This is a genomic window from Halobacteriovorax sp. DA5, from assembly GCF_002903145.1.
In the GTDB taxonomy this organism is placed as follows: Bacteria; Bdellovibrionota; Bacteriovoracia; order Bacteriovoracales; family Bacteriovoracaceae; genus Halobacteriovorax_A.
This window is the reverse complement of sequence record NZ_PPDJ01000003.1, coordinates 211,246-234,790: the sequence shown is the minus strand read 5'-3', so window position 1 is coordinate 234,790 and position 23,545 is coordinate 211,246. Positions and strand designations below refer to the sequence as shown.

24 protein-coding genes are annotated in these 23,545 nt (G+C 34.9%); 4 read left to right on the top strand and 20 right to left on the bottom strand.

Going from position 1 to position 23,545, the window contains the following annotated elements; translation table 11 throughout:
• Positions 1 to 2: 2 nt before the first annotated feature.
• A complete protein-coding gene (gene coaE, locus C0Z22_RS07745) occupies positions 3 to 656 on the top strand; it encodes a dephospho-CoA kinase (protein WP_103217789.1) in 654 nt (217 codons plus the stop codon).
• Between the two features lie 30 nt (positions 657 to 686).
• On the opposite strand, the gene C0Z22_RS07740 is transcribed toward coaE, so the two are convergent.
• The 17 genes from C0Z22_RS07740 to C0Z22_RS07660 form a co-directional block, all read right to left on the bottom strand.
• Positions 687 to 2,987 carry a hypothetical protein gene (locus C0Z22_RS07740; protein WP_103217788.1) on the bottom strand — a complete coding sequence of 767 codons (2,301 nt, stop codon included), beginning with the start codon at positions 2,985 to 2,987 and terminating at the stop codon, positions 687 to 689.
• 209 nt (positions 2,988 to 3,196) lie between these two features.
• Positions 3,197 to 3,982 carry a FliA/WhiG family RNA polymerase sigma factor gene (locus C0Z22_RS07735; protein WP_103217787.1) on the bottom strand — a complete coding sequence of 262 codons (786 nt, stop codon included), beginning with the start codon at positions 3,980 to 3,982 and terminating at the stop codon, positions 3,197 to 3,199.
• A 16-nt stretch (positions 3,983 to 3,998) separates the two neighbouring features.
• Positions 3,999 to 4,895, bottom strand: a complete 897-nt coding sequence (locus C0Z22_RS07730; RefSeq protein WP_103217786.1) for an AAA family ATPase — start codon at positions 4,893 to 4,895, stop codon at positions 3,999 to 4,001.
• A gap of 48 nt (positions 4,896 to 4,943) precedes the next feature.
• On the bottom strand, positions 4,944 to 6,410 hold the full coding sequence (locus C0Z22_RS07725; protein WP_103217785.1) for a hypothetical protein: 1,467 nt from the start codon (positions 6,408 to 6,410) through the stop codon (positions 4,944 to 4,946).
• A 1-nt stretch (position 6,411) separates the two neighbouring features.
• On the bottom strand, positions 6,412 to 8,487 hold the full coding sequence (gene flhA / locus C0Z22_RS07720) for a flagellar biosynthesis protein FlhA (protein WP_103217784.1): 2,076 nt from the start codon (positions 8,485 to 8,487) through the stop codon (positions 6,412 to 6,414).
• Between the two features lie 20 nt (positions 8,488 to 8,507).
• Positions 8,508 to 9,584 (bottom strand): flagellar biosynthesis protein FlhB, encoded by a 1,077-nt coding sequence (gene flhB, locus C0Z22_RS07715; protein WP_103217783.1) that lies wholly within the window; start codon positions 9,582 to 9,584, stop codon positions 8,508 to 8,510.
• Between the two features lie 11 nt (positions 9,585 to 9,595).
• On the bottom strand, positions 9,596 to 10,372 hold the full coding sequence (locus C0Z22_RS07710; RefSeq protein WP_103217782.1) for a flagellar biosynthetic protein FliR: 777 nt from the start codon (positions 10,370 to 10,372) through the stop codon (positions 9,596 to 9,598).
• A 10-nt stretch (positions 10,373 to 10,382) separates the two neighbouring features.
• Positions 10,383 to 10,652 carry a flagellar biosynthesis protein FliQ gene (gene fliQ / locus C0Z22_RS07705; RefSeq protein ID WP_021267947.1) on the bottom strand — a complete coding sequence of 90 codons (270 nt, stop codon included), beginning with the start codon at positions 10,650 to 10,652 and terminating at the stop codon, positions 10,383 to 10,385.
• Positions 10,653 to 10,660: 8 nt separating this feature from the next.
• Positions 10,661 to 11,410, bottom strand: a complete 750-nt coding sequence (gene fliP / locus C0Z22_RS07700) for a flagellar type III secretion system pore protein FliP (RefSeq protein ID WP_103217781.1) — start codon at positions 11,408 to 11,410, stop codon at positions 10,661 to 10,663.
• 31 nt (positions 11,411 to 11,441) lie between these two features.
• Complete coding sequence (locus tag C0Z22_RS07695; RefSeq protein ID WP_103217780.1) at positions 11,442 to 12,611, bottom strand: flagellar biosynthetic protein FliO; 1,170 nt, start codon at positions 12,609 to 12,611, stop codon at positions 11,442 to 11,444.
• Between the two features lie 22 nt (positions 12,612 to 12,633).
• Entirely contained in the window at positions 12,634 to 13,014 is a 381-nt protein-coding gene (gene fliN / locus C0Z22_RS07690) for a flagellar motor switch protein FliN (RefSeq protein ID WP_021268549.1), read from the bottom strand.
• A 15-nt stretch (positions 13,015 to 13,029) separates the two neighbouring features.
• Positions 13,030 to 14,052 carry a flagellar motor switch protein FliM gene (fliM, locus tag C0Z22_RS07685; protein ID WP_103217779.1) on the bottom strand — a complete coding sequence of 341 codons (1,023 nt, stop codon included), beginning with the start codon at positions 14,050 to 14,052 and terminating at the stop codon, positions 13,030 to 13,032.
• 67 nt (positions 14,053 to 14,119) lie between these two features.
• The gene (gene fliL, locus C0Z22_RS07680; protein ID WP_103217778.1) at positions 14,120 to 14,653 is read right to left on the bottom strand and encodes a flagellar basal body-associated protein FliL; all 534 of its coding nucleotides are present in this window, start codon (positions 14,651 to 14,653) and stop codon (positions 14,120 to 14,122) included.
• 291 nt (positions 14,654 to 14,944) lie between these two features.
• On the bottom strand, positions 14,945 to 15,223 hold the full coding sequence (locus C0Z22_RS07675; RefSeq protein ID WP_021268333.1) for an HU family DNA-binding protein: 279 nt from the start codon (positions 15,221 to 15,223) through the stop codon (positions 14,945 to 14,947).
• A gap of 119 nt (positions 15,224 to 15,342) precedes the next feature.
• Positions 15,343 to 15,780 carry a hypothetical protein gene (locus C0Z22_RS07670; RefSeq protein WP_103217777.1) on the bottom strand — a complete coding sequence of 146 codons (438 nt, stop codon included), beginning with the start codon at positions 15,778 to 15,780 and terminating at the stop codon, positions 15,343 to 15,345.
• 91 nt (positions 15,781 to 15,871) lie between these two features.
• Positions 15,872 to 16,663, bottom strand: coding sequence for a thioredoxin domain-containing protein (locus C0Z22_RS07665; RefSeq protein WP_103217776.1), 792 nt, complete (start codon positions 16,661 to 16,663; stop codon positions 15,872 to 15,874).
• A gap of 76 nt (positions 16,664 to 16,739) precedes the next feature.
• A complete protein-coding gene (locus C0Z22_RS07660; RefSeq protein WP_103217775.1) occupies positions 16,740 to 17,711 on the bottom strand; it encodes a hypothetical protein in 972 nt (323 codons plus the stop codon).
• 119 nt (positions 17,712 to 17,830) lie between these two features.
• Between C0Z22_RS07660 and C0Z22_RS07655 the strand changes: the two genes are divergently transcribed.
• Positions 17,831 to 18,535, top strand: a complete 705-nt coding sequence (locus tag C0Z22_RS07655) for a hypothetical protein (RefSeq protein ID WP_103217774.1) — start codon at positions 17,831 to 17,833, stop codon at positions 18,533 to 18,535.
• A gap of 11 nt (positions 18,536 to 18,546) precedes the next feature.
• On the opposite strand, the gene C0Z22_RS07650 is transcribed toward C0Z22_RS07655, so the two are convergent.
• The gene (locus tag C0Z22_RS07650; RefSeq protein WP_158246853.1) at positions 18,547 to 19,698 is read right to left on the bottom strand and encodes a SpoIID/LytB domain-containing protein; all 1,152 of its coding nucleotides are present in this window, start codon (positions 19,696 to 19,698) and stop codon (positions 18,547 to 18,549) included.
• A gap of 78 nt (positions 19,699 to 19,776) precedes the next feature.
• Positions 19,777 to 20,640, bottom strand: a complete 864-nt coding sequence (locus C0Z22_RS07645) for a hypothetical protein (protein ID WP_103217772.1) — start codon at positions 20,638 to 20,640, stop codon at positions 19,777 to 19,779.
• Between the two features lie 163 nt (positions 20,641 to 20,803).
• On the opposite strand from C0Z22_RS07645, the gene C0Z22_RS07640 reads away from it, so the two are divergent.
• The gene (locus C0Z22_RS07640) at positions 20,804 to 21,016 is read left to right on the top strand and encodes a hypothetical protein (protein ID WP_021267851.1); all 213 of its coding nucleotides are present in this window, start codon (positions 20,804 to 20,806) and stop codon (positions 21,014 to 21,016) included.
• 4 nt (positions 21,017 to 21,020) lie between these two features.
• On the opposite strand, the gene uvrC is transcribed toward C0Z22_RS07640, so the two are convergent.
• Complete coding sequence (gene uvrC, locus C0Z22_RS07635) at positions 21,021 to 22,901, bottom strand: excinuclease ABC subunit UvrC (RefSeq protein WP_103217771.1); 1,881 nt, start codon at positions 22,899 to 22,901, stop codon at positions 21,021 to 21,023.
• A gap of 89 nt (positions 22,902 to 22,990) precedes the next feature.
• Here uvrC and C0Z22_RS07630 point away from each other — a divergent pair, with 89 nt between their 5' ends.
• Entirely contained in the window at positions 22,991 to 23,410 is a 420-nt protein-coding gene (locus tag C0Z22_RS07630) for a hypothetical protein (protein WP_103217770.1), read from the top strand.
• Positions 23,411 to 23,545: the final 135 nt, after the last annotated feature.

Here is a 23,545-nt window from a genome sequence, read left to right as displayed (position 1 = left end):
TTATGAAAGCATCACCAATTAAACTTAAAAAAGAATTTATCACTTTGAAGAAAGATAAACGTCTATACCAAATGCCTTGTCCAGTTGTTGGACTAACAGGAGGTATTTCGACCGGAAAATCGACGGTGTCAAAAATACTACGTGATAAAGGATTCCCTATTATCGATGCAGATGCTCTTGTAAAAGAAGTTTATAAAACAAAAGAATCAATCGATCATTTGAAGAAGTACTATTCACGTGTTGTAGAAGAAGACAATTCAATCAATTTCAAACTTCTTCGTGAGTACTTTTTTCAAGATATTCAAATTCAAAATGATATTGAAAGTTTAATCTATCGCCAACTTCCAGAAGCTTTCTTAAAAGCGTTCAAAGATCTTGGTTCACCAAAAGTTGTCATTTACGACGTGCCTCTCCTATATGAGAAGAATCTTGATTCTTTTATTGATCATAAGGCCGTTGTTTATTGCCCAAGAGCAAAGCAGGTAGAGCGCCTTATGGCCCGTGACGGAATTGAAAAAGATTTGGCCTGTAAAATTCTAGCAAAACAAATCGATATTGAAGAAAAAGCAAAACTTGCTGACACAGTCATCGATAACTCAGGAAAACCTGAAGATTTGAATTTAAATATGTTTCTTGATCACTTTGATATGCATTAAAAAAGGCTCCCTACGGAGCCTTTTTTATTTCTAAATAATTGGATTATTGTCAGCGACAGTGTGTTCAATCTCGCCGTTTTGAGTGCGAAGATTCTGAAAACTTCCATAAAGCCCACGAAGTGAAGAAATTAATTGCTCATCTTCTTCTTGAGCAAAACGTGAAAGGTGCTGCGTTTGAGTTGCAACTTCATTAATCTCATTTCTGATTGCCTTAAACGTATCTTTTATAACTCCAACATCTGGAACTTCTTTACTGTCCATAATGATTTGTACTTTAGAAAGACCAACATCAAGCTGAGTCGATACTTTAGAGAAACTTCCAAGAGTTGAATTGAACTCTCTTAGTTCTCCTGCAAACTTTCCAACAGTTGTTTCACTTGCAACCCCACGTTGAATTTGATCGATAATTTGAGAACTTCTTGCTCTAAATAATTCAACTTGTGACTTAAGAGATTTAAATTGATCACGAGATCTCACAAGTCCTGCATAAGCTGCTTTATTCTCATTAATAATTTCTACAATCTCACTTGAGCGAGTTGCTAATTCTATTTCCTCATCAAATAAACGATTCGTCATCTCAATCATATAACGATTCATTTCCTCAAACTTTGCTCTCATCTCAACTACAGAGACGATTTTGTCTTTAGCAATTTTGAACTTATTGATCGCATCTTTTTGAAGATCTTTTTGACCTTCAAAAATAATTCTTACATCATCAATAATTTTATATTGTTCAAAAAGATTATTTTCTAAAAGTTCAATCTCTTTTAAGAATGAAGCTTTCTGCATTAAGAAGTGATCGTTAACTTTTGTGAATTTCTCATAAACGTTATCAATTCCAGCAGCAGAGAAGTCTTGCTGTAATTTTTCTCTTAGTTCTCCATTAAACTTATCTTCAACTAGAGCATCTAGAGACTTCCAAACAGGAGACACTACCGACTTCATTTGATTTGATAGAGTTTCCTCTAAACTTCTCAATGGATAGAAGATAACCATAATTCTTTTTTGATCAGCATATTCAACAGGTGAAACGTACATTTCAAAAGGTGCAGCTTCGCTAGAGTTTTCTGTTTTTACCTGAATTTGATAAATTCCAGCAATACCATCTCTTACTGCACTAATAACAGGATCATTCTCACCAAGATTTGTAAAAGTACTTAGATAATCCCATGTGATACTCATATCTTTTTTAGCGCTATCGATACTCCAGTGCTCATAGAATAGCGAGTTTGCCCAAACAGCATTTAGATTTGAATCCAGAAGTAGAGATGAAAATGGCATAGCATCTTGAAAGATCGATCCAAAACTCATTCTCTTGTGAATATAACCGCGATATTTTTCAATTTCTTCTTTAAATGGATGAGTCCAATCACCTTTCAGACTTGCTTTAACTGGGATAACACCATCTTTAATTAAATCAAGAGAAGTAATTTCTAATAATTTCTTCGCTCTTTTTTCAGAATAAAAGTACATAAAGATTCCACCAGCAAACATTGCAATAAGAATCCCAACAATAGCAATTAATCCATAAAGAGTTGTTTTAGAAGTTTGGTTAAGTTCAATTTTTTGATATGTAAGCTTTGGCCCAAACTTCTCACTCCATGCAAGATAACTTTCATTCGTTGTTTTCCAAATGCTATCGAAGTCACGTAGTGTATTTAATGATTTTTCTAATAGATTTAATTCAGTTCTAAGTGTTCCAAGGCGAACAACAATTAAGTTCTTATCTTCATCAGAAAGAACAGACTTCATTGTAACCTTTTCCATATAGTCTACATCTGCAACGATTGATTCGTGCAAACGCTTTAAATTTCCATAACTATAAAAGTTGGAGCTTTTTGTCGTACCTACAGAAATTTTAGTTTTAATTTTATTTGAAACTCTTGTTAGTGTTCTCCACTGATTATGTACAACAAAATTTTGGAAGCCAATCATCTTTGTTCTTAAAACATTAATCAGTGTCGATTTATTTGCAGAAGTCGTAATATCATCAAGCTTCTTTCTTAGTTCACTTAAGTTACCACTTAGTGTTTCATATTCAGCAATAGTTACGATTTCATTTAAACTTTTAATTGAATTTTCAAATTGATCAAACTCTGAAGTCGCCTCTTTTGAACGATCAACTCTTACCAATTCTTTTATATCTTGAAGTGTATTTGAATTTTTAACTTCATCAAATTTAGATGTCGATTCATATACCATCGTCATTCGGTCAAAGTTGGCCGGGCCATTCTTCCAAAAGGACCAAACTCCAAATGAAACAAGAGCTGTCGTTAGAACAAGAGAAACAGAGAAATAGATAAACAACGGCTTACTGAAACGAAGCTTCATTATAGGTCTCCTAAATGTCGGAATGGGAAAATCACTTCCATATGTTAACGGTCCTTCACATCCTGTGAACGTAAGAAATTTCTACATCCATTATGCAATTTTTTGAGTGAATTTTAAAGGGTTAATTAATTTATTTTATAGGCAAACAAAGGCCCTTTAATGAAAAGGGCCTGAGTAAATAAGTATGTTTTTTTAGAATAAAATTGTGATTAGCTTACTAGTTCTTCATAACCTTCAAACATCGTTTGTAGCTTAGCTTTAAGCTTCATTACTGCTTGAGTATGAAGTTGAGAAACACGTGATTCAGTAACATCTAGTACCTGACCAATTTCCTTAAGGTTTAAATCTTCATAGTAGTAAAGTGAAAGAACAAGTCTTTGTTTTTCAGGAAGCTGCTCGATTCCCTCTTTAATTTTATCTCTGAAGTTTTTATTTGAAACAGCAGTAAATGGATTCATTGCCTTACTGTCTTCATTAAGACCTGCCATTGCACGCTTATCATTACGATTAAACGTAGCAGAGTCATCAATATTTAGGATAGAAACAGATTTTGCTTTATTAAGCATTGAGTGAAATTCTTCTTTAGAACACTCAAGCTCTTTACACATTTCATCATCAGTAGCTGGACGTCCAAGCTCTGATTCAAGTTTAGAATATGCGCGGTCAATTAGCTTAGCCTTTTCTCTTACTGAACGTGGTACCCAGTCTTGAGAACGAAGCTCATCTAAGATAGCTCCTCTAATTCTAAATTCAGCATAAGTTTTAAATTTATTATCACGTGAAGGATCAAATTTTTCGATCGCATCCATAAGACCAATAACACCACATGAGATTAGATCATCTAGCTCAATATTTGATGGTAGGCGTGAGGCAATTTTTTGTGCAATATACTTAATAAGTGGAGCGTATTCCACTACGATTTCATCTTTTACTTTTGGATCTACAGTTGATCTATAGTCTTTTAAATTCTTTAATTTTCTGGCCAACGATGACATCTCTCTCACTCCTTGATTAAGCTAGTTGCTGTGGGTTACTACCTGAATGACTGAATCCCTTCAGTAATACAGGCGCGACTCGACTAGTACTGTCCTCGTCGGTAAATTTATTAATGATGTTAGTGTAATATTTCGAAAGGGAATTCTTTTCCGTTTTCAAAAGAGCGTGATCAAATTTGTCAGATGGGATTTCTAAATTCTTTACACCACCCAATACTCTTAAGTTTGCTTGCATAAAGCTTGCAACAGTATCCACTAGTGACTTCACTACTTTTCTATACTGTTGATTTGAGTCAACTCTATTTACAATTAGGTGATTATTTTTAATTTGGTATTTTTGGTTTAGGATTTTAATTAATGCATAAGTATCAGTGATAGATGAACGGTCAGGATTAACAACCATAAAACGATAATCAGCATAAGCTTGTAGATTGATCGTCTCCTTGTTCACTCCAGCCGGGCAATCAAGGATTACATGATCATATTCACTTCTATGGGCAGCGATAATATCAATAATGAATTTATCGTGCTCAAAACTAGTATCAAACAGATCACTGTTTCCATTACAACCACTTAGTAGATGAATATTTCCAAGTTTGTATAGACACTCATCAAATGATTTTTCAAGAGAAAGAAGTGAGTAGAAGTTATCGTTCAAAGGAAGACCTAATTTTACGGCCGTGTTTGAAAGATTATAATCACAATCGATTAAAAGAACTTTCTTTCCTTTTGCACTTAATTCATTTGCGATCATTAAAGCAGTTGTAGTCTTACCTACACCGCCTTTACCTGAACCAACTGCAATAATTTCACATTCTTCATTAAGGTAATTAAGAGGGCTTTTAACATTCAATTCGCAGTTATCGTCACTACGGTGCGACAACAACCATGTTGAAAGATCGTTTCTGGACATCCTGTCTCCTAAACAAAACTTAAAAATTTAATCTAATAACAAAAAAAGCTACAGTTTAAAAATACCGGCCAAAATCCTTTCGGCAGTAGCAGCTTCTAGGTCATCAGGAACAATCTCACCCGTTCCAAAAAACTTGTAAGGTAACGAACTGAAGTCAATGGCCAGATTAAAGAGTGATCCATAATTTAAGCACTGATCTAAGTGTGTTACCACTAAACCATTTGCAATATTTGCATAACGATTTAGCACTTTTCTATTATACAACTCTGTATTGATTCCCGATAGACAGATTAAAACTTCCACATTTTCAAATGAGCGTCTTAGACCATCCACGAACTTCTTGATTTCATTGATTTCTTGATTTGTCGCCTTGTAGTCGATAAAAACATTTTTCTTTGTTTCTATTGATTTTCTTGTTTGTGCAACGATTTCAGAAATTGATTCACAGATATTTGATTCAACATTAAAGAACTTTTCAGAAAAAGAAGTATTATCTTTAAATCCTGTATTTGCTTTATTTCTGATAATTACCGAATCTTGCTTAAGAGCTGAAAGCTTTGTTAACATTGAGCTTTGCCCACAAGAAGCATCTGAAATAAGTACTGTAACCGTTTTAGACTGCTCATTATCAACAGAAGAAAATAGAGGTAGCGCAGTTCTCACTTCTCCCATCATTTCTTTAAGAGCAAATTCAAAAACAGTATCTGGATTTTCTTTCTCTTCATCTGATAATTCAAAGTTTGCTTTACGAACAACTTTTTGAATATATCTTTCTTCGATGTCTAAACTTCTAAAAATTGTTACCATCTCTTTTACACCAAGAGCTTGAGGCTTAGTCATCCCCTGCACACTTTGTGTTAATTCGAAAATTTTCTTTTCTAGATCATCGATTTTATTTCTTTGATTTTCAATTAAGTCACTAACCTCATCATTACTTACACGAGACTCATGTAGTTGTTGAGACTGAATTGGCCTTGCTTGAACTTGAGGTCTTTCAATAACTTCTTCTTCCTGAATTTCCTCTTCCAAAGAGAAATCTCCATTTAAGAAATCATTAAAATATTCAGATTCAGTATTTGCGGCAGCTTTTTTTACTTCTTCTCTATCAATTGAGTTTAAGAAATCATCTAAACCTGAATTTGATTGTGAAGAGTTCTCTTCAACAGCACTCACCTTTCTGTTAAGACCTAAATTTCCATATCCATTGATTGAATTTGATTGTGCTTGAGAACTAGTATTTTGGTCATGTGAATTAATCATATTTGCGATATAAGATGAGTTGTTTTTATAAAAAGAATTTTTTTGATCAGATGTTAGTACGTTATCAACCTTAGCTTTCTTAGTGTAGTTCTTTTCAGAGATCGCAGCAGTTATTTCAATTTTTTTCTTTTTGAAAGCACCTTTGATCCCTTTATTAGTCTGCGTTTTAAGAATAATTGCATCAGGTCCCAGTTCGGCCTTAATATTCGCTAACGCCTCATCTAAAGAATCTGCTTCAAATTTTCTTACGTACATCCTATAACCTCACCGTTCCAAGTGACCTAATATTCACATCCGGACTTAATTCATTATGACTTACTACAATCAAGTTTGGTATGAATTTTTCTGTCAATTTCTTAAAGTGTCCACGAATAACTGGTGAGCAAAGAACAACCATCTTTTCTCCCATGTTTGTGGCCTCCTCTATTTTCTCATTTAAACTGGCCAAAATCGATTGGGTAATTCTTGGGTCTAAAGAAACTTGTTGACCATTTTCTGTTTGTATGAGATTGCCAGCAACCTGTTCTTCTATTTTACGATCTAACGTAAATATCGGCAAATCACCATTGGCAGACTTTATAGACTCAGTGATAGTGCGGTATAACGATTGTCTGACATTTTCAGTCAGAAGATCTGTATCCTTAATTCTAACCCCATGCTCAGAAAGCGATTCTAATATCGTACGAAGGTCTCTGATGGAAACATTTTCCCTTAAAAGATTCTGTAAAACCTTTAATACGGCACCAAGAGGTAGAATCTCAGGAACAAGATCAGAAACAATTTTTGGATAGTGTTCTTTGAAATTATCCATAACTCGTACAAGTTCTTGACGACCAAATAATTCATGTAGATTTGTTCTCAGGATCTCAGTTAAGTGAGTTGCCAGAACAGTTGACAGATCCACTACAGTATAACCATTGAATCCAGCATCATCTTTCTGATCTTCAGTAATCCACACAGCAGGTAGACCAAATACTGGCTCAATTGTTTCAATTCCATCAATTGGTTCAATAACACTTCCTGGATCCATTGCAAGGTAGTGGTCAGGTACAAGTTCACCTTGAGCAACTTCAACACCTTTAATTTTTAGAGAATATCCACCTGGAGCAAGCTCAAGATTGTCCTTAATTCGTACAGAAGGGATAATTACACCCCAATCTAGTGCAAATTGTTTTCTCATATAAGTAATACGCTCAAGAAGATCACCATTTTGAGATGAATCGACAAGATTTACTAGTCCATAACCAACTTCAAGTTCAACAAGTTCAAGATTAAGTAGATCTTCAAGTGATTCTGGTGTCGATTTCTTCTCATCTTCGACAACTGTCTCAGCAGCAAGCTTCTCTTGAGTAATTTGATTTTCCATTTTATTTGAAACATAAAGTAGCGCCAGTCCAACTGTGATAAAAGGTAATTTTGGAAGTCCTGGAATCATAGCAAAAATTAAAAGAACACAACCTGCGATTAGAACTGCTTTCGGGTGAAGCTTAAATTGCTTACTCATTTGAGCACCAAGATTATCTTCACTTGTATTTCTTGTAGCAATAATACCGGCTGCAGTTGAAATAATTAGAGCAGGAATTTGAGAAACAAGACCATCCCCGACGGTAAGTAGAGTGTATGTTTCAGCTGCTTGGCTAAAGTTCATATTATATTGGCCAACACCAACAATAATACCACCGATAACATTAATAGCAGTAATTAGAATACCAGCAATGGCATCCCCTCGTACGAATTTAGAAGCACCATCCATCGACCCGTAAAAGTCAGCTTCTTCAGCAACTTCAGCACGTCTTCTTTTTGCATCCTCATCGTTAATTAGACCAGCATTTAAGTCAGCATCGATGGCCATCTGCTTACCAGGCATCGCATCTAAAGTGAAACGCGCACCAACTTCAGCAACCCTTCCAGCACCTTTAGTGATTACCATGAAGTTAATAATAACAAGAATGATAAAAACGATAATCCCAACAACAAAGTTACCTTCAACAACGAATTCACCGAAGCTTCTAATAATTTCACCGGCAGCACTTGTTCCCTCACTTCCTGAACGAAGAAGAATGTTACGAGTTGAAGCAACGTTTAATGAAAGTCTAAAAAGAGTTGTTACAAGAAGAACTGCTGGGAAAGTAGAAAAATCTAGAGGTTTCTTAGTATAAACAGAAACTAATAAAATAATAATTGAGAATGATAAAGTAATTGCTAAAAGTAAATCAAGAACGACTGGAGGAACAGGAATAATCATAACAGCAAGAACTGCTAGAATACCTATTGCTACCGCGAGATCTGAATTCTCTGTTAAAACTTTTAATCTTTTAAAGATATCATCCATGATATATTCCTAAATTCTAATTAACTTATAGCTTTTTGCTTTTTCTTAAGTTTATAAACAAATGCTAAAACTTCAGCTACTGCTTTATATAAGGTACGAGGGACTCCTTCCCCTACTTTAACTGACTTATATAGTGCTCTTGCTAAAGGAACATTTTCTACGATTGGAATATTATGTTCTTTAGCAATTTCTCTAATTCTTAAGGCCAAGTGATCAGCACCCTTTCCAACAATTCCTGGAGCGATCATAGTCTCTTGATCATATTTGATAACAATCGAAATGTGAGTTGGGTTTGTCACAATAACATCTGCTGTTTGAATATCGGCAAGCATTCTTTTTTGCGCTTGTTCTCTTTGGATTTGGCGAATTCTTTGTTTAACTTCAGGAGAACCGTCTTGCTCTTTAGACTCACGCTTGGCTTCTTCTTTTGTCATCATAAGTTTTTTCTTATGAGCATATTTTTGATAAGCAAAGTCCCCTACAGCAACAACAACAAGTCCTGCAAGAATTGAGAAACCTAATTTAATTAGAATATCTTTACCAATAACAAAAGCCTGAAAGAAATCAACATGTAGAAATCCTACAAATTGAGCAATATCGTCTTTCATATATAAGTAAACAATTCCAAGAACGATTATGAATTTGAAGACACCTTTAATTGCCTCAACAACTGCCTTCATTGAAAACAAATTCTTAGTTCCCTTGATTGGATCAATTCTTTCAGGTTTAAACTCAAGAACTTCTGGCGCATAGATGAAACCAATTTGAGCAACGTTTGCAATAATACCAGCACATAGTGAAACAATACAAACAGGTGCTGCACAAATAAGAGCTGTTGTAGCCGTTTTATTTGCAATGGTCTTAAGCGATTTTTCTGTAAATGCCGTTGCTGGATCAAGATGCATAATCCATCTAATGAACTCTTCCATTTCTTGATATATAAAAAGAAGTGAAAGACCTAATGTCATGATACAGGCGGCCAGCACTAACACACTTGTTAGTTCTTTTGAGGATGCGACCTCACCCTTTCTTCTCGATTCGTCAATTCGATGCTGGGAAGGATCTTCCGTTTTTTCCTGATCTGTATCTTCGGCCACGACTTACCCCTTTAAAGTATAAAGTTAAACCACTCGCCAAGTCTTTCAGTATACATTCTAAATGCTACTTGAAAGAACTCATCGCTTGTTGCCGTAAATACGAGTAGACCTAGTCCAATATTGACGACAAAGCTAACCATAATGATATTCATTTGTGGAACAGTACGAGCAATAATTCCTAGAACCGTACTGATGAGCATATTTGTAAAAATTAATGGTGTTGCCAGCATAATTGCAGCAATAAAAATTGATTTGAATGCTTCGATATAGAAGATATGTGACTTCGCAAATACACCAAAATCATAAATATGAATTGTATAAAAAGATTCAAAAATCCCTTTAAACATTGGTAGTAAAGCACCTGAAGAAACAACCATAACGAGAACAGTCCATTGTATTAGCCTTTCGAAAGGACCTACTTGCTGACCCGAAGATGGATCGAAGTAGCGAATGGCCGCAAATCCAATTTGCTGGGTAATAATACTACCTGCTGACAGGAAGATACCCATAATTGATTTTACCAAATATCCGATTACCAATCCAATAAGTGTGTAAATAATAGTTAGCGCCCAGAACTGGTCCTTACCTACATACATGATGTCTTTGATTACTTCTCCTTGGATATATGGGTAGAAGCAAAAGCTCATGACTAGTGTCGATAAGATCTTAACAATCATTGGGATTGGTAAGTTATCATAAATAGGTAGTTGAAAATTAATGGCCAGCAATCTGGTAAAAATTAACCAGAACGCAATGATTGGGACAATGTCAGTAATTTGAATTGTCATCTAATTTCGCCTACCTTCCAGTAACAAGACTAGGAATTGAAATAATTAAATCTTTTGTAAAAGTTGTTAACTGATCCGTCATCCACGGAGCAGTTAGAACAAGAGCTCCAACAATAACTAAAATCTTAGGGATAAATGAAAGTGTTTGCTCATTGATTTGAGTAACCGCTTGGAAAATTGAAACTAAGATACCCATAATAAGTGCACCTGCTAACATTGGTGCTGAAATCATTAGTCCAATTGTGATTGCTTGTCTTGCGATGTCAGAAAAAAAGTCCATGACTACTCCTAATTAAATGAACGTAAAAGTGATCCAGTAACAAGTTGCCAACCGTCCACAAGAACAAATAGTAATAATTTAAAAGGCAGAGAAATAACTACCGGAGGAAGCATCATCATCCCCATGGCCATTAAAACTGAAGCCACAACCATATCTAAAATAAGAAATGGAATATATAGTAAGAATCCAATTTGAAATGCTGTCTTTAACTCTGAAATAATAAAAGCAGGAATTAAAAAATGAATTGGAACATCATCAATTGACTGAGGTGCCTGACGACTAGTTACATCGTAGAAAAGACCTATATCAGCTTTACGAACTTGCTTGTTCATAAACTTTCTCAGAGAACCTTCAATGCGATCGACTGCTAGAGTTGTCGTAATTTTCTTATCCATATAAGGTTTTACAGCTGTTGCATAAATCTCTTCTCCCGTTGGCTGCATAACAAATACAGAAAGAAAGAGTGCAAAACCGATTAGAAGTTGATTTGGTGGCATACTTTGCGTACCAATTGCTTGTCTCATGAATGATAGAACAACGATAATTCTTGTAAAACATGTACAAAGAATTAAAACCGCCGGTGCAAGAGTTAGTACTGTAAAAAGAATAGTTAGTTCGATAGTATCAACGAGATCAACACCCTGTCCGAAATTAACAGAAAGACCTGGAAGTCCCAGGTTAGTTGATTGTTGAGCAAAGATCGTACTTAGCCATCCCCCAATACTAAATATTAATAATGCTCTTAAAAAATTCTTCATCCAACTTCCTATTGAATTATTTTTAATAAAATTATTGTAAAGACTTCATGTCTTTTACTTTTTTCTTAATTTGAGCAGTTAAGCTAACTTTCTCTTCTTGAGTTGCTTGCCCTGCAAGGCTATTTAAAATATCTTGTTGTGATGAAGTCGTCGAGTTACTCGCCTCTTTCATATTCATAGCAACTTCTTTTAATTTAAATTCCTTAGAACCTGAATTAGCAGTATCTAAATTAGTATCAAAGTTAGATCCAGTTAACGCTTTCTCACCTTCTTTAAAGAACTCAGTTGTATCTTTAATTTCAGTTAAGAAATCCATCCCTTTTTCAGATTGTGCCATTAGAAAGACTTGCTTTTGTACTCTAACAACAAGAAGGCTTCTTTTCGGTGCAAGATAAGTTGTCGATAAAACTTCAACCATTTTTGCATTTGAGAAAAGTCCTAATCCACCCTTCTTTAACATTCCCTTTCTAAAGAAGTTCATTAAAAAGAAAATCCCTGCAGCAAATAGAGCAAAAAAGCCGATAAATTTAAAAATATAAGTCGACATCTGAAATCCACCTTTTTCAACACCTGAAGAAAGATTGCTAACAGTATCTTCAATCTGCTCATTCTTCTCTTTGGCAAGAGCAAGTAAAGACTCACTAGTCTTTTCAAGCTTTACGTTATTCTTATTATTATTTTTTGATACTTCTTCTTTATCTTTAAGTAGTTTTGCAAGGTAGCTTTCATCATAAGCTTCTGCACTCTTTTGCTTTACAGGAGCTTTCTTAACTGGAGCTGCTTTAGTCACTGCAACTTCTTTTTTATTTGTTGTGATTGGAAAGTACATTTTAATTTCATTATCACTTACTTCTAAACTTACCTTATCTTCATTACCCTTGATATCGTACGGGAGAATTGCACGAACTCGAGCAACATCTTTAGTAAATTGATAAGCTAGAAGCTTCGTATCAAATTTTTCATTAACAGATACTTGTTTCTCAATCTTTGGCCATACGATTGCATCTTGAAGAGCAATTTGAATAATATCATCCTTAATTGTTAACTCAGGAGTAGTATCAAACTTCCCTTTTAATCCAACAGTAACAACTCCTGTTGAACCATTTTTAGTTAACTTAACCTTCCCTACTTCAACTCTAGCAAATGCATTCGTCGTAATAAGTGAAAGTGCTAAAAATAATAATTTAAGTTGTCTGGCCATAATTAGTTCCTACGTTTTTCTACTACTTTAGATTTTCAATTCTCTCGATTGGTGAAATGATATCTGTTAAACGAATACCAAATTTTTCGTTTACAACAACAACTTCACCTTTTGCTACTAACTTTCCATTAACTAGGATTTCTAGAGGCTCACCAGCTAATTTATCAAGTTCTAGTACCGAACCTTGTCCTAGTTGAAGAAGGTCTTTAATAATTACTTCTGTTCTACCTAGTTCAACTGTTACCTTTAGAGGAATATCTAAGATAAAATCTAGGTTTTGAACCTTAAGTTTATTGATTGCATCATCACCAGCTCTGATTTCATCTGCAAGTTTTTCAACTTCCATAGTATTGAAATTTTCAAGCCCTTGTGTTTGGTTATTTAGTTCTGTTTGATCACTCATCTATATCTCCCTTAATTATTCGACATCAATATCCATAGAAACTTTAGGTGTCTTATCAACATGTGTAACTTGCACCGCTCTGTTTCCTTTATATGTACCAATTAAACACCTTAACTTCTCAACACCTTGTATTGCTCCCTTTACTTCACTTGAAGCTTCTTGATTTAAAGGGATAATATCTCCAGTTTGAAGAGTAAGCAGGTCTCCTACAGTCATCTCTGCTTCACCAAGTTTTACAACGATTTCGGCTTTAGTATCTTTGATGTGCTCATTCATAGCACTTGTCCAAATACTATCGGCCATATCATTATCAGTTTGGTAATTTGAAGAAAGTTTTTGCTTGATCGGCTCAATAGTTGAGTATGGAACCACGATCATAATTGTTCCTGAAGCAGATTCGAATTCAACTTCTAAAGTTGTTGCGATGATTACATCTGATGGAGGAACAACACCAACGAATTGTGAGTTAATTTCAGTTCTTACGTATTGTGCATCAATACGGTGAACTTGTGCCCATGCTTCCTCAAGGTCAGCAATGGCCATATCCATAACCTTTCTCATGAAAGATAGTTCAATCGCTGTAAATTCTTTTCCTTCAATTTTTGTGAAAGGACGATCTGTTCCACCAAAGTAAGAATCGATGATTGCATAAGCAAGTTTTGATTCGAATACTAATAGTGCCGGACCTCTTAGCTCGTTAAATTTCATGATACACATACACGAAGGAATCGGAAGTGTGTTTACAAACTCACCAAACTTTAAAAGATCTGTTGAGATCATCGAAATAGTCGAGATCTTTCTTAGAGAGTTTGAAAGTGATACACGAAATGAACGAATGAATCTTTCGTAGATGATTTCAAGAATAGGCATTCGCCCACGAATGACTCGGTCTTGATTAGTTAAGTCATAGGGCTGAATATTTTCGTCTTCAGCTTCATCATCGAAATCTCCACCTTCACCTAGAAAATCATCTGCGTCACCATCGTTAACAGCGTTTAATAGAGCGTCGACTTCGTCTTGACTTAAAACCTGTGCCATCGTTCCCCTCCTAGGATTTGATGATCTTGGCATCCTGCCAAAAATTAAACTTAAAACTTTATATTAACTAGTTGATCTGGAAACCAACGTAGTAAACATCTAAAACTTTTCCATCAACTAAATAAGAGTTAATAGCTGATTTGATCTCTTCTTTAAGGTATTCCTTACCTTGTACTTTAAGAAGATCATTTGGCCTCTTAGAGTTCAAAATACTAATGATTGAATCCCTAATTTGAGGCTTTCTTGCTTTGTATTCCTCTTCTTTCGCATTAAGCGATAGTTTAAGAACAGCATTTAATCTAATGTATCGTTGTGGCCCATCGCCTTGTGCAAGGTTGGCCGTAAAGCTATCAAGTGGAAATAACTTTCCTTCCTCTTCTTGTGCTTCACCAGTAGTTACAACATCTTTATCTTGAGATTGTTCGGCCATTTGGGCCTTAACAATATCTTCCACAGACGATTGCTGTGAAATCTTTAAATGAGTTTGGTATTGAAAGTAAGCGATAACACCCATTAATACGATATTCAGTAGTAGAGCTACTGTTAGTAGAGGGTTCTTTCCACTTCCTTGATATGAATTGTCAGCACTTCCATCTGCCATAATCTATAAATCCTTTACTTCACACAGAAAAAAATTCCTTTAAAAACTGTGCCTCGTCAAAAATTATACATCTAGCGGCCATTTTCTACAAGATAGTAAAGTATGTTCCGGAAGATTCTGCCCATTAATTTTGCAATTTTAAGACTTTATGAGAAATGTAAAAAAGTGGTGGTGTCAAAATGTCGACGTTTTTTTGACGCTGACAGGGTGTGATAGGCAAAATATGCCTCTAGAAATAAGAAAGCCTCCCTAAGGGAGGCTTCTTATTATGAAACTAATTTCAAACAAAAATTAGAACATTTCCTTCCAAGCTTTACCTGGCTTGAATTTTGGAAGTGTCTTAGCTTTGATTTTGATTTTTTCACCAGTAGCTGGGTTGATACCAGTTCTAGCTGCTCTTCTTACTTTTGTGAAAGTACCAAAACCGATTAGTGAAACATCGTCACCTTTCTTAACTGCTTTCTTGATTGTTTCAAGAGTAGTTGATACGAATGCATCTGCATCTTTCTTAGTTAGGTGGCTTAATTCTTTGTTTTTTAAGATTGCTTCTACAAGTTCTTTTCTGTTCATTTTAACTCCAAATAGTTAGTTATTTAGTTGTTGTAAAAGTAGGATGAAGTTTGAAACACGCTTTGACAAGGCTTTTTAGCGTTTTTTTTAACTTTTAAAGATTTTTTTTATTTTTACACTTATTTTAAGTTTTTTTCTTGCCAAACTACTATCTCTTCCTCTAGTGCGATTCTCACTGCTTTTAGCCACTCTCCTTCAAGTTCTTTATGATCTTCAAGGTCTCTTACTTCGACAAAAAGTTGTATAAAAACAGGTCCGAGTTGATGATAAAAAGTTTCCATTGTTGGAATCTTTATATCAATAGGAAGACGATGAGAAAGCTTCTCTAAGCATCTTTCAAGCTCTAAAACTTCTTGGGCCAAATCAAAAATTGAATTAATTTTTAACAAAGATGTTAGATGATTTATATATGCAGTATTTAAAACATTTTGTTCAACTAAAGAATGAGGTACATCATCATGAAGAAAATCTTCAATTGAATAATCAATTTGTCTTGCCGTTTCACGAAAGAATTCTTTATTAACTTTTACCTGATTATGATCAAAGAAGTTCACCATAATAACCTCCAATGATCATATTATAACATGGAAAAATAAAAAGGCCCACTCGATGGTGGGCCTTCATATTTTAATTGAATTTGATCACTGATTAAATATCTAGTTTACCTTTTTCTTTTAGTAGACCTAGAATCATTTCGAAGTGTGATAATGGGTAAGCACCTTTTACTGGTACACCATTAATTACGAAACCTGGAGTCCCTTGAATATCAAACTTTCTAGCTTCAGCTTCGTCTTGAGCAATTCTTTTTTCAACTGCATCTGACTTAACATCCTTAGCAAGTTTAGTCATATTAACACCTAAGTCTTTCGCTGTTTTCTTTAGGTATTTTTCTTTTAGGTTTCTAAGTTTTTGTTGACCTTCTTGAGTAAAAAGAATGTCGTGAAATTTAAATGCTTTCTCTTCTGATTGAAGTCTTACAGCTTCATAATAAGCCGCTGCAATTCTAGCTTCTGAGTGGAAAGAAAGTGGAAGGTGTTTGTAAACAAATTGAACCTTACCTTTGTACTTATCAAGCATTGGCTTAACAACATTATCAAACCCTCTTGTACAGTAAGGACACTGAAAGTCAGAGTATTCAACTAGAGTAATGATTCCACCTTTAGTACCTCTAACTGATTCATCTGATCTAATTTCTGGCTTAAGAGGGTTTTCAATAAACTCGTGAAGTTTTTTGTTTTCCTCTTCTTCTCTTTTCTTCGCCATTGCTTCTTTTGCGTTTTGAGCTGCAACTTGAAGAGCTTCCATAACTTCAGCAGGGTTAGCTTTAATTGCTTCTGCTAAAATCGTTGGATCATCTTTTAATGCTTTTTTGATTTCATCTTTACCTACACAACTCGTAAGTAAAACTAATGACATTACAATGCCTAATGCTTTTTTCATTACTATCCCTTTTGTTATTATGAACAAATTTCACATCAAATTATTATTATGATTTTACTTGAACAAAGTTAAATACTCAATCATCTTTTACTGAGTACTCTTTTTCCATATAGTCCAAATACTTGTTGATGGCACGCGTCTGATGACGAACGTACTTGTATCCGATAAGGTGAACTCTTGATGTATATCGTCCACTAATGAAAGATCGCATCGTCGCAAAAATACCAAATGCTGGCGTTGCAACTTTGTTATAAAGATAGGCCATGAAAAAGCCATAAGAAACAATGTTAATAATTATTGTAATACCAACAATGTCGTCCTGAATTAAGGCCATGTTACTAAAGTAATCTTTAGCAAATTTACCATTGGTAAAGATTTCGTTAACTACAGAAATCACAGCATCAAAGAGAGCGTAATTGATAATTAAAATAATCATCCCAGTCAAAATACAAGTAATGGCCACATAAATACTCTTATGGACAAAAAACATGGTTTCAAAGACCGGTTTGTGTATCCTCTTGTATTTAGAAGGAACTTCAATTTGAGTTAATTTTCCACTCATTCGCAGCGTCGAAGTGGTGGTAAAGAACCAATCACTAAAACTTGATAACAATCTTAACTCAGATTTAAACTCTCCATCGAAATTCGTAACTTTTTCTTCAGCTCCAAGAAAGTCCAAACAGTATTGTGCAATCTCATCAAATGGTCTTAGCATCAGTTGAGCAAGAACAATTCCTGCTACCAATAAGAAGGCAATTGAAATAATCATCCATGGTAAGGCTTCCATTAATCCAATTTGTAGATAGTCATAAATAAGAGAATCGATGATATAATCAATATCCTTTCGATAAGCTGTAATATAAATGATTGTTGATTTTAAAAGAATCCAATTAAGAATGAATCCCACAAAAATTGAGATAAAAGGTATGACTGCAAAAATTAGTCCCATCTTTAAACGAAACTTCGCCTGATCATCCTTTTTAAAGTCTTTAAAGGAGCCTGTAATAATCTTAAATGTTGATTCTTTTACTTGTTCATAAGCTGTCATAATTACTTACTATTTCGGGTAATTTAAAAAAATTCTTAATTAATTTTATCAATCTCTAAAGAAATCCTAAATTTTCACCGATACAAGAAATAGCGTGAAAACTAATATTTGAGGATATTATGAAAAAGTTTAAGTTATTAATGGTTGTGACAATTGCTTCGATGCTTGTAACAAGCTGTGGACAAGACTCTAAGGGTAGTGGTGGCTACTACTCTGGCTGGGGTACGGGTGGAAGTGGTTCAAATACAGGCTCAACAGGAATGGACTCACAAGGACAAGCCTTATTCGATAGTCTCGTAAATGCTCAAGCTTTTAGTTGTCAGCAATATGGTAATGATCGATTCAACATGGATAGCTATGGAAACTACCTTAAGATTGGTCAAAGACGCGCAACGATTGTAGCTAATATTCAATCTGGATATTCTTATAATAATGACTCTGTTTATGGTCCTTTACAAGAAGGAATGCTTCCTAATGAATCAAACCAACATCACGTTGGAGTAAATAGCTTCGGTGATATTCTTATTATGACAAAGGTTCTTAATGGAAACTCTGTTGTAGGATACAATGTTCGCCTCTCACTTTGCTCACGTTACTTTACATATCAAAATTATAGGTTCCCAATCATTGGTGATGATCGTGGACTTCAAGGAATACAGCTAAGTACAGGAATGAGTTTAGGAACAGGAGCGAATTGTCCAGCGGCAACAATAGATGCTGCTCACTTTCAAATTACGGCAGCACCTTTCCAGTACTCTCAGCCAATGCAAGGAACACTAGGACCTGTTATGATGAATGTGACTTTCTCAACACCATGTCCTTAATGATTTAAAAACTAATAAAGTTTTAAGATATTTAATTTCGGAAAATAATGGGCCAGAATTTCACGATGGCCCTTTCCTTTTTGAGCAAGCCCTAAAGAACCAACCTGACATAAACCAACACCGTGACCATTCCCCTTTCCTACAAAGTGAAGACCTGCTCCACCAACATCTACCATATAGAAATGATTTGAAGGAAATTCAACACGGCCAAAGTAGCGACGGAATAAACTCTTTTTGATTTTGATCTTCTTTACACCATTTTGTACGTAAAGATTTTTTTCATCTCTTTTATCTGGATACAAGAATAATTTCTTTTTTAAACTTTGTTGTTCAATGTAATTTTTTTTCATTGCCCAGTTTAAAAATTTTTTAAATCGAAGCTTTGTAATTTTAGAATCCCAATTCTTCTTTTTCTGACAGTAATCACACTTCACAGTTGAATAACCGTGAACATCATTTCTCCAAACATCAGAAGGGATTAATGTTGTTCCCCCACAACTTGCATGAAAAAAAGCAGGAACAAGGTTACCTTCACCATTTGTTAAAACAAGACCTGCTGTATCTTTTGCAGCTTCAAGTGTACTTGCTGTCACATCATTAAATGTTCCATTAACCTGATGCTTTTCAGAGTTCTCTAAATCATAAAGAGTGTCATTTTTAAGTCCAGAAATCATCATGTGATGAAGAGCGTATGTACGAGCAGCAACGGCTTGAGCTTTAAGGGCCTCAATTGGCCAAGAAGCATTCATCTCTTTAGCAAGAAGTGTTGCAATATAGTCATCAAGATCCATCTCATTAACAACGTCACAAGAATTTCCATCGGCACTCGTTACAATATGCATCTGCCCCATGAATTGCTTGCGATCAAAACTGATTAGTCCTGTTTGCGATGTAAGAGAGGCCAAGTACTGAGGTTTAACAGACTTGGCAGATTGTAAATTTTGGCAATTTACTTTTATTTTCTTAAAGCCCTTAAAACTTTTACGATTCCTTGTTGCAACAACTTTTCGTGTCAGATCAACACCTTCAAGCATAACGTTATCAAGGTCTTTTGCTACTCTAACTTTTATCGTGTGTCCTGATCGTAAATTATCTAATGGGCTAATTCTCGCCAGAGAATTCAATGAAGAAAGTATTATGAAAGAGATAAATAAATTTCTCAACGAAGATCGTCCTGATTTGTGCGGCATCCTTGCCCAGCAACTTATCTAATAAAATGATATATGATTTTACTAAGCTACTCAACTTGAGAGAAATTTTATCGCTTTTTGCATATCTGTCCACGCCGTTTTCTTCATGGACTCATTTACCTCTAGTAATTTAGGATGAAATAAAGGCATGACATCGATTAACTGAGCATTTCCATCAACTTCTATTTGAACTGAATGGAAGTCTCCGTGAACATTTGCAAGACGAACACGTTTATTTAAACATAGATTTGTTGCGGCAGCCCCAAGGCTAATGAGTAATCTTGGTTTAAAGTGAGCACAACATGTAAAGAGGAACTCGCGGGCATCTTTTTTAATAAATGGTACACGAATAAAGCGGCCACTTGAGATCTTCATGGCCTTAATCATACGTCCCATAATATCTTGATCTGATTCAATCATTGATAAAGGTAGAAAATCAGGGAGCTCCCCTTCTTCAATTTCATCAAGGCCAAAAAAGATAATATCTACCTCGCCTTGATAATCCTGATAGCCAGGAATTGTTTCAAGATTCCAAGATGTATTATATTGTGAAAGGAATTTATTTATATCATCATTAACTTTCAGAGTGTGAGTCGATTCACTAGGATTTGAAGCGGCAGCAATATCAATCTTTCTCTTTTGAGGTGCCACAGGAACTTCTATTTTTGGAGCTGTGACTGTTTCTTCAGCTCTGGCAACTTCTTGCTGAGCTGCGGCCACAATCGGCTTAGAATCAACTTGTGTGGCCCTAGGTTCATCCGAAGAAGCCTTGCTAGCAGTAAGTTTGCTCTCTTTTAACTTAGGATACCAAAGAGTGTTTTCAAATAACTTGGCACAGTAATTCGGCTTCTCATCACGTGAGACTTTTAAAATATTATTAAAATCTTTAGTTAATTTGGTTAAAAATTGCGCCATTACTTTATTTCCTATGGGTAAAATATCCCTAAGTCTTTAAAAAAAAAAGCATAAATTTCAGAACATTGTTAAGCCGCCGATAAATCAACTACATCCACTGCTTGGGACACTCTGCACAATCTCAAATCCCCAGTGGTAATTAATATTTAAAGGAGTTGCTACAATGTCATTCGATCCAGATTTCCAATTTGAAAACTTTGAAGAGTTATTTGGTGATGCCGATCAAGTACATAAGGTTTTAAATGATTGTCCTGTTTGTGGCTCTAAAATGGTTCACACACACCTATCGGATTATAAAAACTTGTACATACACGAGAATTCGAGATGTACTGATTGCGGGCACGGCAATCGTAAAAAAATCCACCACCTTAACTAGACAGTTATTTCTGAGGGAATTCGGCCATAAGCTTGGCATGGATTCTCTCAGCAAGCCCTTCTTTTATATCCAACTTGTGACTTATTTCAATCACACTTAATTGCGAAAGTTCTTTAAGATTTAAATCCATATTTTCATGAATTGTTTTAAGAGTCTTTTCACCAACTCCTTCAATATCATCAAACCACGAAGTAAAAATACGATCTCTCTCCTTCTTATGATGAAGCTTTCTCGAAAACCTGTGGGCCTCATCCCTCATTTGCACAACAATTCTCATTAGAGACGGTGTCTTTTTTAAGATATAAGGATTAATTCGATTAGGAATAATAAGACGTTCGTCTGAACTTGAAACTTCCTTATCTCTAAAAGAGTCTTGTTTGCTCGTTTTAATTTTAGCAATTCCCACGACAGGAATATCAAGTTCAAAATCTTCTAGAACTGCAAGAAAACTTGAAACTTGTCCCTTCCCACCATCAACAATGAAGACATCTGGAAGCTTTCCTTTCTTAAGTCTTCTCGCTAAAACTTCCCTCATCATGGCAAAATCGTTATTGCCCTCTGGCCTTTCTTCTAAGTGATAATAGCGATATTGAGTCTTATCCGGTTTTCCATCACGAAAAACAATTTGCGATGCTGTTGGAGACTTTCCTTGCCAAATGGCAACGTCGAAACACTCAAGAATTTTAGGAGTTTCTTTTAGATTTAAAAGTTCTTTTAATTTATTTAAACCAATCCATGGTCCATCAAGATTTTTAACTCTAAAGCGTTGATGCTCTCTTGCATGATCAAGAGTTAACTCATAAAGAGTTTTCATCTTCCCAATTGGCTTTTGAACTTCGACTTCTTGATCGAGTACTTCGTTAAATGCTTCACTAATCATTGAAAGATCAGCTTTTTTCTCATCAATATAAATACGACTTGGTAGCTTCTCTTTTGTATTTGAATAGTATTGAAATAAGAAGGTTTGAAAAAGCTCGTGATTTTCATTCTCACTATCACCTTTTCCAAAGTGATAGTTTTTATGACCAAGAAGGATTCCAGATCTCATCATATAAATTGAAATATCAATTTCTAATTCACCAACATGGTAGGCAACAATATCAAAGTCTTTTTCAGTGGTAAGTTCCACATTTTGCTTTTCATAACTTAATGAGAATTGTTTTAACTCTTCGATACTATCTCGTATTTCAGCGGCCCTTTCAAAGTGCTCACTTTCAGCAGCTTCAAACATCCTCTCTTCTAAAATTTTTAAGACATTACGACTTTGGCCTTCAAAGAAATTGATAACGTAGTTAAGATCATTAAAATAATCTTTTTCAGAAATATAATCCACACAAGGAGCCGAACATTGCTTCATTTGATAAATTAGACACGGGCGCTTCCTCTTTCTCATTTCTTCAATCGAACAGTCTCGTAAAGTAAAAGACTTTGTTAGAATTCTAGAAATTTTTAAGATGTTACTTCCCGTTGTAAAAGGGCCGAATAATTTAATCTTCTTCTTTCTCTTTGGTCTTCTCGTATAAACAAGTCGTGGAAATTTTTCATTCATATCGACTTGAATATAAGGATAACTTTTATCGTCTTTAAGTTGGATGTTATACTTAGGAATATGCTTTTTAATAAGGTTATTTTCTAAGATATATGCTTCTGCATCTGTCTTAGTCATTATAAAGTCGAAGTCTTGAATATGAGAGACAAGAATTTGAGTCTTTGGTGATTTTTCAGAACTATTAAAATAGCTAGACACTCGACTACGAAGGTTTTTCGCCTTTCCAATATAAAGAATTTCTTCGATGCCAGCGCGCTTTCGCTTCATTAAATAGCATCCAGATTTTGTCGGTAAATGTTTTGCTTTTTCCAGCAGTGCTAAAGTATTTTTCTTCATTATAATTATCTACATATTACCTTTTATTCTCTTTACTTTAATCCTATTCGCCATTAAATTGACCTAATTAAGCAAAAGGAAGAGAGAATATGTCAAAACTAGGTGTTGGTAAGGAAATTGTAACATATTGTAGCAAATGTAAGTTAGATCTTGCTCATTTAATTGTAGCAATGAAAGACGCAGATACTCCATACAAAGTTCTGTGTAATACTTGTAAAGCAACTCATGCATACAAGCCAAAAAAGGTAGCATCTCCAAGTGCTACTCGTCGCAAAGCTCCTGCGAAAAAAAGAATTTCAACTGAAGATAAAATTATTAATGTTTGGGAAAACGCGCTTCAAAAATTAGAAGGTGAACCTATTGCATATAATATTCGTCACAAATTTGAAGTTGGTGACATACTTGCTCACCCAACTTTTGGGCCAGGGCTTGTTGAAAAGAGTCTCGATGCTAATAAAATCGAAGTACTCTTCAGAGGTTCAATTAAAATACTTATGCATAACAAATAACAAAAGAGGCAGATAGCCTCTTTTTTTATTTGTGCGCCCCTATTCGGTGCACATAGTATTCGAGAGAGAAACCTTTAGGTTTATCGGTTCGCCACTAGCGCTATTTTTTTTATAAAAAAGCCTCCCATACAGGAG